The 16,135-nt window shown below is 43.4% G+C and carries 8 protein-coding genes and 1 pseudogene; 5 read left to right on the forward strand and 4 right to left on the reverse strand.

Annotated features, from left to right (window positions below; genetic code table 11):
- Nucleotides 1-33: 33 nt before the first annotated feature.
- The 5 genes from VB073_RS06745 to VB073_RS06765 all read left to right on the forward strand — a co-directional run bounded on the left by VB073_RS06745 (nt 34) and on the right by VB073_RS06765 (nt 8,995).
- Entirely contained in the window at nt 34-1,236 is a 1,203-nt protein-coding gene (locus VB073_RS06745; protein ID WP_323403391.1) for a sialidase family protein, read from the forward strand.
- 62 nt (nt 1,237-1,298) lie between these two features.
- On the forward strand, nt 1,299-3,200 hold the full coding sequence (locus VB073_RS06750; protein ID WP_323403392.1) for a DUF4998 domain-containing protein: 1,902 nt from the start codon (nt 1,299-1,301) through the stop codon (nt 3,198-3,200).
- A 98-nt stretch (nt 3,201-3,298) separates the two neighbouring features.
- Entirely contained in the window at nt 3,299-4,807 is a 1,509-nt protein-coding gene (locus tag VB073_RS06755; protein ID WP_323403393.1) for a BACON domain-containing protein, read from the forward strand.
- Nucleotides 4,808-5,035: 228 nt separating this feature from the next.
- Nucleotides 5,036-7,918 carry a glycosyl hydrolase gene (locus VB073_RS06760; RefSeq protein WP_323403394.1) on the forward strand — a complete coding sequence of 961 codons (2,883 nt, stop codon included), beginning with the start codon at nt 5,036-5,038 and terminating at the stop codon, nt 7,916-7,918.
- 123 nt (nt 7,919-8,041) lie between these two features.
- Nucleotides 8,042-8,995, forward strand: a complete 954-nt coding sequence (locus VB073_RS06765) for an endonuclease/exonuclease/phosphatase family protein (RefSeq protein WP_323403395.1) — start codon at nt 8,042-8,044, stop codon at nt 8,993-8,995.
- 272 nt (nt 8,996-9,267) lie between these two features.
- On the opposite strand, the pseudogene VB073_RS06770 reads toward VB073_RS06765, so the two are convergent.
- The 4 genes and pseudogenes from VB073_RS06770 to VB073_RS06785 all read right to left on the reverse strand — a co-directional run.
- Nucleotides 9,268-9,603 (reverse strand): annotated as a pseudogene (locus VB073_RS06770) (helix-turn-helix domain-containing protein); the annotation flags it as partial.
- 11 nt (nt 9,604-9,614) lie between these two features.
- Nucleotides 9,615-9,914, reverse strand: a complete 300-nt coding sequence (locus VB073_RS06775; protein WP_323403396.1) for a type II toxin-antitoxin system HigB family toxin — start codon at nt 9,912-9,914, stop codon at nt 9,615-9,617.
- A gap of 301 nt (nt 9,915-10,215) precedes the next feature.
- Nucleotides 10,216-12,333: a prolyl oligopeptidase family serine peptidase gene (locus VB073_RS06780; protein WP_323403397.1), complete on the reverse strand. Its 2,118-nt coding sequence runs from the start codon at nt 12,331-12,333 to the stop codon at nt 10,216-10,218.
- A 70-nt stretch (nt 12,334-12,403) separates the two neighbouring features.
- Nucleotides 12,404-16,135 carry an AAA family ATPase gene (locus VB073_RS06785; RefSeq protein WP_323403398.1) on the reverse strand — a complete coding sequence of 1,244 codons (3,732 nt, stop codon included), beginning with the start codon at nt 16,133-16,135 and terminating at the stop codon, nt 12,404-12,406.

Below are 16,135 nucleotides of genomic sequence, written 5' to 3' on the forward strand. Positions count from 1 at the left end.
AGAAATTTTAGCATTGTACTTTCAATAATGACGATGGTATTAGTATCCTGTAAGGATAAAGATCTCAACCCTGAATTAGAGGAAGAAGAACAGCCTACGGATACGGTTGATCAAACATATGTCCGAAAAGTCAGGGATATCACCATTTATAACGATGCCCGGTTTTATTCTGCGTTTCCTTCTGTGGTAAGAGGGAAAAACGGTGAATTTCTTGTTGCCTTCCGCCGGGCGCCGGACAGGCGAATATTCGGGGAGCCAGGAAGCAATCATGTGGATCCGAACAGTTACCTTGTGATGGTACGTTCGACGGACGGGGAAAACTGGACAAAAGAACCGGAGTTGATGTATGCCCATCCTTTTGGCGGTTCGCAGGATCCTTGTTTATTGAAATTACGCGATGGTACCCTTATTTGTACAAGCTATTCATGGGCTTTTGTCCTTCCGTCAGGAGTACCGAACCTTAAGGAACCTTATCACATGGCAGATGGCCGGGCTTATTTTCTGGGTGGTTACGTAATACGTTCTCACGATAACGGGAAAACATGGGAAGGGCCTGATTATCCGCCGCATATTCCTTCCGAAGTCCATTATAGCGCTTTAGGCAATCCGTTGCCGGCCTATAACCGCGGAGTAATGTATGAAGAAGAAGACGGACGTATTTTGTGGGTTGTGGCAGTCAACGATAAAAAAACTCCGAGAAAGATCTCCGCCCATCTGTTGACATCGGATGACAAAGGGATAACCTGGGAATATGCCTGTCCTGTGGCCACCGATGATACGTACAGTTTTAGTGAGGCCTCATTGCATAAGACCCCTAAAGGCGATATCGTTGCTTTCCTTCGCACAACCGATATGGATGATATAGCTTGTATTGCACGCTCTACGGACGGTGGTAAAAGCTTTCAACCATGGGAGAAGATGGATTTCCGGGGACATCCCCTGCATGCACTGCGGTTATCCGATAACAAAGTGTTGCTCACCTACGGATACCGGCATGAACCTTATGGTATTCGCGCCCGTATCCTGAATCCCGAATGCACTGATTTTAAGACTGCTCCAGAGATTGTTCTCCGTGAAGACGGAGGCAGTACCGATCTCGGTTATCCCTGGTCCGTCCAGTTAGATGAAAACAAGGTACTGGTAGTTTATTATTTCAATGTGGCCGGAGGAATAAGACGCATTGCCGGTACCATCCTTGAGATTACGCATGAAAGAATAGTTTCGATAAGGAATTAAAAGAAACTGCATACTAATGAAATTTATAATTTAAAGATCTCATCAATTAAAATGTTATTCTAATGAAAAATTATGTTTTTCTTTTTATTGCTCTTTTGGGCATAGGTTTGTGGTCATGTAGCGATGATGACCCTGAAGAAATAGTTCCGGCTATTATGTTGTCTACGCCGGCAGATGGTGCGTCAACGATTGATTTGAATGCCACTGGAGAAGTAGCTTTTTCGTGGGCAGTGGTGAATGGTTCCGTTGCAGGAGGTTATACATTGTACCTAAGTAAGACGGCGGATTTATCTTCGCCCAAGACTTATACCACCTCCGAGCTTTCCATAAAAATATCATCAGGCAACCTGGATACGCAATTAAGTGAATGGGGGATCGCCAAGGGAGAAGAAGCGACTATATATTGGTCTGTTAAACCGACTGTGGAAGGAGAGGCTACTCTGCCTGAAACCGTACGGGCGTTGAAATTGAAACGGCTTCCCGAACCGGCGCCGGTAATCACATTGTCCACCCCTGGAGCCGACGGGGCGACTATTGACTTGAACACGGTCGAAAAGGTATCTTTTTCATGGGCGGTTACCGGCACAATTACGGGCGGATACACCTTATACCTGAGTAAAGCGGAAGATTTGACTGCCCCGGTCACCTTTACTTCCGATGCACTTTCGAAAGAGGTAACCGCTGAGGAACTGGATGCTGCATTGGAAGAATGGGACTATCCCTGGGAAGCGGAAGCAACCATTTATTGGACAGTAAAGCCCACCGAATCCCAAATTGCAACCGTACCTGATCCGAGGGCGCTGAAACTAAAACGGCTTCCCAGGCAAGGCACTGTTTTAGGAAGTATGCGGAATATTCAGGTTCGCCCGGGTTATGAACGAGTCCTTCTGGCATGGGAACAAAATCCGGATCCGTTGATCGAAACCACGGTGATTTATTGGAACGACAGACAAAACTTTGTTGAAGTGGATGTTGTCAGGAGAGAAGAGGGCTGGCAAAAAGATTCCGTTTATATTCCTGAATTGACGGAAGACGTCCAGTATACTTTCGAATTGGTGAATAAAAATTCATCCGGTGACGAATCCTCACCTGTGGTTGCCTCCGGCACACCTTATGGAGCACAACGTGCCGCCGGGCTAGAAGACAAAACCCGGAAACTCAGGAGGATCATGATGACGGGTTATACCCCCGAGAATGGTGCCAGGGACAACTCTCCAGTCACTATTGGTGATGTAACGCTTACCTGGGAAGCAGCGCCGGAAGGAAGTATTGCAACGAAAATCCGGTACAAAAAGGCAGGAAATGAAACTATCGTTTACGTTAAAGAACCCAATGCCGGAACAGCTACCAATATAACGGAAGCAGGTAACAGGTTGCTTCATCCCGATGATATTCTTTATGTTTCGACATTATTTCTTCCTGATGGAGGTATTGATACCCTTCAATCAAAGACGCTTCAGAGCCAGATGGTTGTTTATATGGTAAAAGATGCACCAAGGGCACGGTTAAATTATGATCTTCCCGCCGGTACGTGGGGAACGGCTGCATATGACTGGGAGCTCCAGAAACTGTTTTGGGCAATTAACCAGGAGACAATTACTGTCTTGGATTGTAATCGATTCGGATGCTTTAATGCATTGGGTGGCACGAATTTCCTTACGGAATATTTTTCCATCCCCCCTGTTCATCAGTTTAAATTGGAAATCATCTCTGATAATAAGGTTCTCATATCAGGATTTTACGGAAAAGGGCAAGAAGACACCGTTAACCCTTATTCTATCTATAATAATGATCAGACAAGGGGTGAAGGTGGAAGTTCGGCAGATCATGGAGTACCTGAAGAGGATTCTACTTTTGATCCGGAAACATATACATTATATCTGAATTATATGAGGATTATAACTGCTAACGCCCCTGAAGGCAGTAAGTCGTTTTTCATTGAGGAACTTGTCCCAAAACAATAGTGATAATTTTCTTTCGGTCGGTGGGGGTGGGTTTCCCGCCCACACCGACTTTAAATTAAAATCTATGGCATAGAATTACTTATTAAACTATTATTCAAATGAAAAGAATTATCAGAAATTTTTCCATTGTACTTACAATAACAACAATGGTATTCATGTCCTGCAAGGATGAAGAACCCGATCCCGAATTATCGGTGTCACCAACGACAACAGCAATCGTTTTTGCTGCGGATGGAAAAAGCGCCACTGCCGGTGGAACGACCATTTCACCTACCTTTACCGTTACTACCAATCAGGAATCGTGGGATGCCTCCTCAAATCAGTCATGGTTGCATGTAAAGAAATCAGGTGATACGTTCACCCTATCTGCCGATGCCAACACAAATACTTCCGAATCCGCTCCGGCAACAGTGACGGTAACGGCAGGGGACGCAAAATCTGTAACTATTTCCGTGACCCAGATGGGTGCAAATCCATTCTTATCAATATCGCCAGAAAAAATAACAACTATCGTTTTTGCAGCAGACGGAGCGAGCGCTACCTCGGACAACAAACCAATTACACCCACATTCACGGTAACCACCAATGTGTCTGCATGGGAAGCCGTATCCAATCAATCATGGTTGCACGTGGAAAAATCCGACAACACGTTTACCCTGACTGCCGATGCCAATACAAGCCTTGATGCGCCTGAACCGGCAACGGTAACGGTAACGGCGGGCGAAGCGACACCCCTCAGTATTACTGTAAATCAGTTGCCGTCGCCTCCTTTATTGGAGGTCTCTTCAACGGATGAGGTAATATTTTCAATTGACGGAAAAAGTGCCATATCGAATGGGGTTGCCTTTACACCCGTGTTTACCGTAACCACCAATTATCCTACCTGGAATGTGATATCTGATCAATCGTGGTTGACAGTAGAAAAAGAAGAAAATAAATTTACTTTATCTGCCAATGCCAATATGTTCGTAAACGAGCTTTCGGCAACAGTGACGGTAACGGCTGGTGAAGGGGCAAGTATCTCAATCGATATCAAGCAGGAGGGTAATCTGGCAGGAGTCCCTACTTATGCTATCAGTACACAGGTATGGGAGATTAAAAGCGCTGATCAGACCATCAAACAAAAATGGAGTGACTATATTGAATATGATGGTAATAATAAGGCTGCCGACGGTACTTTATCAACCTTTGATGGTGAATATCGCGACGCCGCTCCGGGATACAGGGGATATTTATACAGTTGGTATTATGTAACCGATCATGCAAATAAGTTGTGTCCTTCGCCATGGCGCGTACCTACTAAAGAAGACCTGATAAATCTTGATAAAGCGTTAGGAGGTACGGGTGAGAATGTAACCTTTGTACCTGATCATCTGGCCAACTATGCCACTAAGTGGAAAGTTTCATACGGAGGTCATGTTAAGGGGGACGGCACATTGCAATACCAAGGAGCCTATCATTACATTTGGACATCTTCCTCATTTAATGATGAAAAAGCTTACTACCAGTTGCTAACCAATGAAGGCAACGTCAGTCCGCAAGCCAATACCTCCAGTACCGGTAAGGCAGGAGGCCGTCCGGTACGTTGTGTATGTGAATTAGAATAAAAGAAAGTCATGATTCTCAGGATGAGGGTATTTTGGCAATTGGATACTCTCATCCTTTTATCCGGAAGATACAGATCAATAATCAAGTATCCGGCCTTGCCAATTCATAAAACCTGAGTGTAAAAAATAAAACAATATCATATGATGAGAAAAGTATTATTTCTATGTATCATGAGTATTTGCATAGTCGGTTGTTTCACTCAAAAAAGAAATTCAACAACGGATTTGTTGGAAAATAGATTCCTCAATCCGCCAACAAATGTAAAGCCCTACGTGTGGTGGCATTGGATGGGGCCCAATTTTTCTAAAGAAGGGATTACCCGAGATCTTGAAGCGATGAAAGATGTCGGAATCGGAGGAGCGACCATTTTTAATATTACATCGTCTGTCCAGGAAAGCCATGCGCCCATGTTAAACAATCCCTGGCCGAAACAAACTTTTCGCAGTCCTGCCTATTGGGATGCCGTTAGGTTTGCGGCAGAAGAGGCACAGAGATTAGGGATGGAAATAGGATTGCACAACTCTCCGGGATATGCCACTACCGGAGGTCCCTGGATTGATGAGCAAAGGAGTATGCAGCAGATTGTGTGGAGTGAAGCCTCAATAGTCGGCGGTAAAAAAGTTTCTGTCGTTTTGAAAAAGCCGGAACTGCCCGTTACCCTCGATTGGGGAAGCCCTAAAAGAAGAGCGACCCTTTATGATGATATCGCCGTAGTTGCCGTACCAGCCGGCGATTCCATTTCATTAAAAGATGTGATCGATATCTCCGATAAAATGGATGAATCAGGTAACCTGGAATGGGATATTCCCGAAGGAGATTGGATCATTTGCCGTATTGGCTATGCTCCTACAATGGCCGATCCGCATCCGTTACCCGATGATATTATGGGAATATCTTACGAAGTAAATAAAATAAGTGCCGTACAAAATAAATTTCATTGGGAAACAGTGCTCAATCCCTTAAAAGAGCATCTTGGCCCTTATTTGGGCAAATCTTTTAAACATATATTAATTGACAGTTATGAAGCCCGACAACAGAACTGGAATGAAGGTTTTCGTGAAGAATTTATTAAGCGGAAAGGATACGACCCGGTTCCCTGGATAACAACTTTCAGCCCGTTGATTATTCATGGATGGCAGGGTAGTGTTAAAAGAGTCATAGAAAGTGAAGATGCGACCAAACGGTTTGAATGGGATTATCAGGATGTGATTCACCAACTCTATTTTGAAAACGGATGGAATATTGCCAAGGAGCTTATACACGAAGCAAATTTAAAACTTCAATTCGAACCTTATACAGGTCCTTTCAGTATTCCTCAGGGAGCGGCAATGGCCGACTTGCCGATGGGAGAGTTTTGGACATTCTCTAAAGGAGAAATTAACCAATTGGTTCCTGCCGCAGCCCGGGCTGCCGGAAAAACCATTGTCGGCGCCGAAGCATTTACCGGAGAACCTGAACTTAGCAAATGGACAGAAGACCCGGCTTTTCTGAAATTGTCTGCCGATGGGGCTTTTGCCGACGGTGTGAACCGGTTGATACTTCATCATTGGGTACATCAGCCTTTCGATGATAAATACCAACCCGGGCTAAGTATGGGTTGGTGGGGCACACACTTTAACCGGTATCAAACATGGTTTGAGCCCGGAAAGGTATTTTTTACTTACCTGGGACGGTGCCAGGCCTTGCTTCAATACGGGGAGCAATACAGTGATTATCTTTGTATGGATAGACCCGAAGGATTTTCGGACGTGATCTCGAAAGACGATTTTTTAAGCGCCCGGTTAAAGGTCAGGAGAGGTAAAATCATATTGCCTTCGGGGAGAAGTTACGCGTTCATGGTTTTTCCGGGTGAAGGCGAAATGCTGCCGGAAGTAGCCCGCAAGATCAAAGATATTGTCTCCAAAGGAGCCACAGTTGTTTCCGTCAAACCCGGTAAGTCTCCAAGTTTGAAGAACTATTCCGCATGTGATGACGAAGTTAAGAAAATTGCAGATAAACTTTGGGGAAACGGTTTGCAAAACAAGTATAAAAAAGGATTTGTTTTTACCCGGTTGGAAGATGCAATGAAAAAACACAATATACAACCTGATTTTTTAGTTGAAGAAGCGGTAAATCCTGAAGATATAAAATTTGTTCACCGGTATTCATCCGATGCGGATATTTATTTTATAGTGAACCAATCATCAAAGCCTCAAAACATTTCCGTGTCATTCCTCATTTCAGGGAAACAGCCCGAATTGTGGCAGGCAGAAGATGGGTCTATCGCAAATGCTCCGGTTTGGAGTGAAAAAGATAGACGTACCACGGTCGATATGCAACTGAAGGGAAGCCAATCCCTGTTTGTTGTTTTCAGGAAAGCAGCTTCCGGTGGCGATCATCCGGTTTCCGTGTCAGTTCAGGATACCACTGCCGATTGGAACGTACAAACGGACAAAGAAGGTTTACCTGTCTTACGCTCTTCGGACTCCTTATCTGCTGTGATATCTTATGATTCAGGGAAACAGGAAACCGTCACATTGGATCCTCCCGGCGAAATTGAAACGCCGGGAGCATGGAGAGTTTCTTTTGTTCCTAAATTGGGCCAGCCTTTTGAATTGGAATTCGACGAGTTGATAGATTTTAGTGGACATAATAACGATGATGTGAAATACTTCTCAGGAACAGCAACGTATCAAAAAGAAGTAATCATAAACGATTTAAAATCAGACCATCGTCTGTTACTGGATTTAGGTGTGATGAATGATATTGCCGAAGTGAGGGTTAATGGTCAAGATATTGGAATCCTGTGGTATCCTCCTTACAAAATGGATATTACCGACGCCCTTAAAGTCGGGAAAAATGAGTTGAAGATCGCTGTGACGAATAACTGGGCTAACCGGCTGATAGGAGACGATCGGGAACCTGCCGATTTTGAGTGGGGACCTGACCGTGGCGACCGGGGACGCGGACTGAAAGCCTATCCCGACTGGTTTATCAACAACCAACCGCGCCCTTCACAAGGACGGAAGACATTTACCATATGGCATTATTACAGGGAAGACAGCCCTCTGCAGCCGGCAGGTTTAGTCGGGCCGGTACGATTGCAATATCAATCGGAAAAACAACTTTAAGAAACTTTGGCCAATAAGCAGAGGCTAGTTTTTAAGGAATACGTATGTGATCAATGAATACATTAATGATTATTAATAATGACTCTCGTATTTAATTTTATTAAAACTAAAAAAATTATTCAAATGAAACAGTCTATTTTTCTTTTTATCGCTCTTTTGGGCATAGGATTTTGGTCATGCAGTGACGACCAAATGGAGGAAACGTTTATTCCGGATCCTGAGATTGCTTCCGAAAACCCGGTGACAAAAGCCGCCCAGGAAGGTTTGAATGTAAAAGCCATGACTTTTAATGTCCGTGTGTATTCACCCGGTGACGGCAGTAATAATTGGCCCAACAGGAAAAATGTTGCCGCTCAGGTTATTAAGAATGAGGCCGTGGATGTAGTCGGCACACAGGAAATGAGTTGGACACTCTGGGTTATTGACCAGTTTAATGATCTGAAAACACTTTTAAATGCAGATTACGGCAGTTATGGACATGGACGCGACGAAGGTTGGGTTTCCGACGAAAATATTGCCATTTTCTACAAAAAGAGCCGTTTTACCCTTATTAACTCCGGCGTTTTCTGGTTAAGTCCGACACCTGAGGTCAAATCGATAGGCTGGGATGCGGCTTACAGGCGGATAGCCGTATGGACGATACTGGAAGAAAAAACCAGCGGGCAACGATTTTTCGCGATCAATACCCACCTGGATAATGCCGGGGCAACGGCACGACTGGAAAGTGTCAAATTGATCCTGAACAAAATAGGTAGTCTGAGCGGAGGATTACCGGTAATCCTGATGGGAGATTTCAATGCGGTTCCCTCATCGCCTCCTGTACAATATCTGGTAAACACTTCCACCCCGAATTACTTGCTGCATACCAAAGACGCTGCCGGAACCCAAACCGGCCCGAACTGGACTGTGCATGATTTTGGTGCAACTCCGCCAGATCAACGGATATTTATTGATTATATTTTTGTAAACCAACAGTCTGAGGTCACCAATCACACTGTTCTTCCTGCAAGATTGAATGATATCTTTTTATCCGATCATTGTCCCGTTACGGCACAAATTTTACTGATAAACCCTTAAAACAGGTGACAGGTAAAATACAAATACTCATAAACGGTTGCAGCGGGCTGGGCTTATTTAACTGTGTACCGGAATGTCCCGGTCATCATGGTCACTTGTAGTACGCCAGTATTAAAAACAGGGCTGGAAAAGAAAATTAATTACATATTGAACGACATCTAATAAAACTTGAAATATCAAATAGCTTGGTTTACAGACTCATCTGAATATGGTGATTGAGAGTTGGCATGAGCTAATTCATCTACATAAATATCTGTTACTACATCCAATGGGATGTTCAGGATATAGCATATCTGGCTGGCGATTTTTAAAGAGGGTTCTGAGCGTCCGACAATGAAATCGTTGATCCTGGAAGGGCTAATCCCGAGTACGGTTGCAAGTGCTTTTTGCGTCATCTCTTTTTCTTCCAGACCATTTTTAATCAAATTTCCTATGGTGGGTTTACCTATGGGAAAATGAGTTGTTTCGTACTCTTCAACTACATCCGACACAAGCGTTAATTCTATCAGATTCTTATCTGTAACCGGAGTATTGCCATCCACAAGAAATAAAAGTTCCTCTATCCTTGCAAGGGCGAATTCATATTGTGCTTTGCTGATTTTACTCATAACTCAATTTCTTAAATAGTTGAACAGTCTATCTTATCATACTCTTTGTGTGTTCCAACAAAACGGATAAAAATAGTTCTCACTTGAAACAGAATAATAGCGACAATCCTGTATTTGTTGCCTTTAATATCAAATATGTATCGGTCGTTGCCCACATAATCCGTTTTCGGAAAAACAGTTTTTAGTTCAGCCAGATTCTTCCACTGAGCTTTTTTAACCGTTGCATACCAGCATTCAAGTGCATCCTTCGAATCTTCATACTCTCTTTTCTCATAAAAAATTCGTAATGTCTTGTGTGCTATTATTACCATCTGTCCAGTTGTTATTCGCTATACAAATTTCGATAAATTATTTTGATATACAAAATATAATAATAAAATAAATTTGTAATTTGATATTTTTGTGTTATGAATTACCTTTTACATTGACAATATGTAAAACATTTACCATAGTCAAACATTGTATTTCCTAATGCAATTAGGAGTAGTGGTCTTCTAATGAAAGCATACCCGTTATCTTTTCTATAAAGATTGATAAGTCCATCACCTTTTTTCCAATAAAAAATCCCGAGTTTTTAGCCCGGGATTTTTTATTATGGTTGATACCGGAAAATCAGTTGGATAATTTCCGTACTCCCATATTATACAAAGTGAATGCCTGAATATCCGCATTCTCTTCGATGATTTTCGAAAGAGGTTTTCCTGCACCATGTCCCGCTTTTACCTCAATCCGTATAAGCACTGGATTTGTCCCGCTTTGTTTTTCCTGAAGTTCTGCAGCGAACTTGAAACTGTGTGCCGGAACAACCCGGTCGTCATGGTCTCCTGTGGTAATCAGCGTGGCTGGATATTCCACTCCTTTTTTTACGTTATGTACAGGCGAATATCCCAACAGATACTCGAACATCTCTTTGCTTTGATCGGCAGTTCCGTAGTCATAACCCCAGCCGGCTCCTGCCGTGAAGGTATGGTAACGCAGCATATCCAAAACACCCACTGCAGGAAGCGCCACTTTGAAAAGATCGGAACGTTGTGTCATACAAGCACCTACCAGCAATCCTCCGTTGGAACCTCCACTGATGGCCAGAAAATCGGGTGAAGTATAACCTTCTTTGATCAGATATTCTCCGGCTGCGATGAAATCATCGAATACATTCTGCTTTTGCATTTGAATTCCTGCCTCATGCCATTTCTTACCATATTCTCCTCCACCTCTCAAATTAGGAACGGCATATACGCCTCCGTTTTCCATCCAGATCGCATTGACAATCGAAAAATAAGGTGTAAGACTTGCGTTAAATCCTCCGTAACCGTAAAGGATGGTTGGATTCTCTCCGTTGAGTTTCGTTCCTTTTTTATAGGAGATGATCATAGGTACTTTTGTGCCGTCTTTGGAAGTGTAAAAGACCTGTTTTGACTCAAAATCATCGGAATTGAACTTCGCCTTTGATTTTTCATATACTTCCGTTTTTCCTTCTTTCGGCTCATACGAATAGATTGTCCCTGCCGTGATATAATTGGTAAAACTATAGTAAAGCGTTGTATCTTCTTTTTTACCTCCAAATCCTCCGGCTGTTCCTACTCCCGGAAGCTCGACTTCACGTACTAAATTTCCCTGATAATCATATTGTTTTACCTGTGAAATGGCATCTTTCATATAGTGGGCAAAGAAATATCCGGCACCGGTAGTAGGGGAGAGCACATTTTCTGTTTCCGGGATAAAATCGACCCAGGATGCTGTCGGATTCTTGGCATCGGCTGTTACGATCTTGCTGTTGGGTGCATCTTTATCGGTGACGATAAACAATTTGTCTCCCTCATTCTCAATCACATAATAATCGTTTTCGAAGTTATCAATAAGGGTGATAATTTTACTCTTCGGGTCTGTCAAGTTTTTAATATATAACTCATTTCCGTACGTAGAGTTAGCTGCAGTAATGATCAGATATTTATCATCCTCCGTTACAGAACCTCCGATATAACGTCTTTTTTGGTCGAGACCGAAAACTACCTTGTCTTCCGATTGAGGTGTGCCCAATTGATGATAATAGAGTTTATGATGATCTGTCATTGCAGAAAGCTCACTGCCTGTAGGCTTATCATAGCTGGAATAATAAAATCCTTCGTTTCCTTTCCACGAGATCCCACTGAACTTAATATCTACAAGCGTATCTTCCAGAATTGTCCTGGAAGCCACATCCATAATGATAAATTTTCTCCAGTCACTACCTCCCTCGGAAATGGCATATGCGACTGTTTTACTGTCTTTGGAAAACTGCAAGCCGGCCAATGAAGTGGTTCCATCTTCAGAAAATTTATTCGGATCAAGGAAGACTTCCTCATTACCCTCCTTATCCTTTCTGTATAAAACGTACTGATTCTGTAATCCGTCGTTTTTCATATAAAAAGTGTAATCCCCTTCGGTAAACGGAGCGCCGATCTTTTCATAGTTCCACAACTCTTCCAATTTGTTTTTAATCTGATTGCGGAAAGGAATTTTCTCAAGATAACCGAATGTCACTTCGTTCTGCACTTTTACCCAGGCTGCCGTCTCGTCTGAACGGTCGTCTTCCAACCAACGATACGGATCTTTCACTTCCGTACCGAAATAGGTGTCCACCACCTCTCCTTTCCTGGTTTCCGGATATGTGATTACCTCGGCTTGTTTGTTTTCTTGATTGCATGAAGCCAATGCAGCAACAATACACATAGGAATAAAAATTTTCTTCATTTTAAAACGATTGTTTATTTGCTTGCAAAAGTAGCTTTTTATAGTCAGAGTCGAAAATAATCTTATCAAATCATATCCCCACCACTTCTACTTTACTTTTTCCACTTTGTTGCTTGCTCACCTTGATCTGTATCGGTATCCGTTCTGTCATTTCCTGCACATGAGAGATCACCCCTACTTTACGCCCCTGGTTATGCAAACATTCCAATGCATCCATGGCGATATTGAGAGTGGTGGGATCGAGTGAACCGAAACCTTCGTCGATGAAAAGGGACTCGATTTTCATCCGGCTGGAAGAGAGTGATGCCAGTCCCAATGCCAATGCCAAAGAGACGAGAAAGGATTCTCCACCGGAAAGGGAATAGACTGTACGTACCTCATCGCCCATATCCTGGTCAATGACCTGTAGTCCCAATGAGTTTGGAATTCGTTGCAGGACATAACGTTTGCTAAGAATTTCCAAATGCACGTTGGCATAGCTTAACAATACATCCAGGGTATATTCCTGGGCGATCTGACGGAATTTCTTACCGTCGGCTGAACCGATAATATCGTAGAGCTTTGCCCAATTCTCTTCTATCTCTGCCTGTTTTTCTATCTCTTTTAACAGTGAACCGATGCGTTCTTTATTGGACTTGTCTTCTTTTATCTTAAAATCGATTTCATTGGACTCAAATAAACTTTTACTTAATAATTCTTTTATTTCTGATTGTAATAGAGATAATTCATCGAATGATCTTTCTGTGATCCTTTCTTCTGAATGTTTTTCAAATGCTTTGTTCCGCTCTCCTAAAACTGATTCGGCCTGTACCAAAGCGTTATCAATTTCCCTTAATTCAGTTCTTTCCTTTTCGATCCAATCCTGCGTAAATCCCAGGAGAGACGATAGATATTCAAGGGTGAGTGTTGCATTATGCTGTTGGTTATGATCTGTGATCCACTTTTCGAGTTGTTTACCGAGTGTTGATTCTTGTAAGCTTAGTTCATTTATATCTTTTTCCAATTGCTCATGCTGGGCTTCGAGGCGGGTAATTTCTGCTTGTAGTGTGTCTACCTTCTTTTTCTGCTCCTCCAAAGCCTGTTTTGCCGAACGGATCGCTTCTTTTAGTCCGGTCTCAATTTCTATCACCAATGCGCCATTGAAAATAGACTTTCTTCGATCGGACAATTCTTTATGGTTCGCCTGTAATGCAGATAGATATTCTCCTTTCTCTGTGATTTCCTGACCGATACTTTTCAACTGCTCAATGATTCCTTTCCTCTTTTCAGTCATCATCTTTTGTTGATGAATCAGTTCTTCAAGCCGGATTGTATTGCTCTTCCAGGTGCGGGCGAATTCACGGATATGGCTTATAAACAGTTCCGGATTACGCTGCCAGTTTTCAAACCATCGTTCGGTCGGAAAATAAACTGACAATATTTGCTTCACATTTTCCAGATTTCCAGCCGCTTTCATCTGTTCTTTCGCATCATTTTGCTGTTGTTCCTGCAACGATTTCAGCGTTCTGTCATTGTCCTTGATCAGGTTTTCATGGTCAGTTATCTGCTTATCCAATACCGCAAGATCAGTTTTATATGATCCTAATTGTTCTTTTTGCTCCGTGTAAGATTGTATCTGCTCTGATAACTGCCGTTGTCGGCTTTTGCATTGTTGTAACTGCTCCTGTAACCACGCCGATCTTTCTGTCAACGGGTATTCATTACATTTTTCAGCGATCTGGAATTCCGACCATTTTGTATCGAGTTCCAGTAAAGAGCTCTCTTTATCGGAAAGTTTTTGTGCCAATTCACTGATCGATTTTTCCAGTCCGATACAGATCTGACGGGTGCCGCTGTGAACGGTCAGTTGTTGTGCGTAAGCGGCTTCTTTTTGTGCATGAGCCGTCTCCAGTTCGGAAAGCAAGCGGTCGGCCAACAGGTGTTCCACTGCATAAGGGTGGGAGGTACTACCACAAACAGGACAGGGTTCTCCCGTTTCCAGTTGATTGCGAAGTCGTTCCACACTTTCTGCTGAGACCAGCCTCGCTCTTTCAAGCATCTTCAACGAAGTCTCTTTTTCTACGCTCCTTGTGTGCAGGAGCTCTTCCGCTTCTGATAATCGAACCTTATTCTGCTCCAGTTCCTTTCTGTTGTTTTGGAGGGACTGGCCTATCGTATCTCTATCATTAATAGCCTGGTGCTGTATCTTCCAATGAGCCTCTGCTGACACCAGATCTGCGATAAAATTATCCAAAACGGACTTTTCCTTCTCCATCTCCTGGATGGGAATAACGGATAGGGTAGTGTGCAGGCGCTGGAATTCACCCTGTTGCTGTTGTTGAGTGGCCTGGAGCGAATATCTTTTATCTTCCAGATCTCGTTTTTCCTGCTCGTATTTCAGTACGCTTTCTTTTGAAGCATGAATGCGGGTAGTGTAACTGTACAGGTTTTTCAGAATTCCTTCAGCATCTCCCAACTTGGATAGGATAAGACTCTCCTGTTCGGCTACCGGCTGGCGGGATTCATTTTCCGTTCTCCACCGGCTTAATTCATCAATCTCTTTGGACAATCCTTCCAGTTCTTTATCCGTCAGGGTTAATTGAGCCTTCTGATGCGCTTCTTTTTCAGTGATAGCGGAGAACTCTCCGGTGGCCCGTCTTACCTGTGCTGCCTTTTCAGAGAGTTGTATATCCAGGGCTTTTGCTGCATCCAGCAGTGGTTGTGCCTTCTCTTCCTTCTGGACCGCAACTTCGAGCACTGTCGTTGCCTCTTCAAATGCTGTAACGGTTACTTTTTTCTGTTCGTTTAGCAACTCCAGTTTTACCGAAATATTATCACAATCTATCTTTCTAGTACCAATTTGTTTCCGGATATTCTCCAGGTTATTGACAATTTGTCCGGCCGGTTGGATACGGATGACCTGTGCCAACTGCTGCTCCCGAGGTGCTGCTTCTGTTTTTGCTGTTCTTGCCTGCTCTTGTTGGGATATGGCAGACTGGAGGCTTTCCTGTAGTTTTATCCACTGTTCGTGCCAGTTGATCTCTTTTTCCAGTGCATCCCTTTCCTTTTCATTTGCCTCGATGACGGTTTTCAAATGGGATTTCTGCTCCTGTAACTCATATAACTCTTCGGTGGTGAAGGTGTGTATTCCTTCACATTTTAGGTTCAGATCCCTGAGTTTTTGTTGCTCCTCCCGATAGTGTTCAAAGATTTTTCTAGATATCTCAGAATAGATATGGGTGCCGGTCAGCTTCTCCAGCAGGGATGATTTCTCGTCTTTCCCGGCCTTCAGGAAAGCGGTGAAATCACCCTGTGCCAACAGAACTGAACGGGTGAACTGTTCGAAATTCAAGCCGACCAGCCGTTCAATTTCTGCCAATAATTCGCTCTTCCTACCGGAAATATCCTGATGAGTGGTGATATTTTTCAACGACATCTCAAAAGCTTTTAGATTACCGTCGGCCCTGTTGTATGATCTTCTTACACTCCAGTTGGCACGATAATACTCCCCGTCGACACCCTCGAAATCGACCTCCGCATAACCTTCAGAAGTCCCGTCCCTCAGGATTCCCCGCACATCATCCTGTTTGATGGTACTCCCTTTTACATCGGTGATATCTACACTATGTTCCGCCAGCTTGTACCGGGGAGTTTTGGCATAGAGCGCAAGACATAATGCATCGAGGATGGTCGATTTGCCTGCTCCGGTCGGTCCCGTGATGGCGAAAATCCCTGCAGAGCAAAGAGGCTCACAGGTAAAATCTATCTCGGTAGTCCCATCCAGAGAAGCCAGGTTTTTAATGCGAATAGCCTGTATTTTCAT

The organism is Proteiniphilum sp. (assembly GCF_034927365.1).
Classification (GTDB): Bacteria; Bacteroidota; Bacteroidia; order Bacteroidales; family Dysgonomonadaceae; genus Proteiniphilum.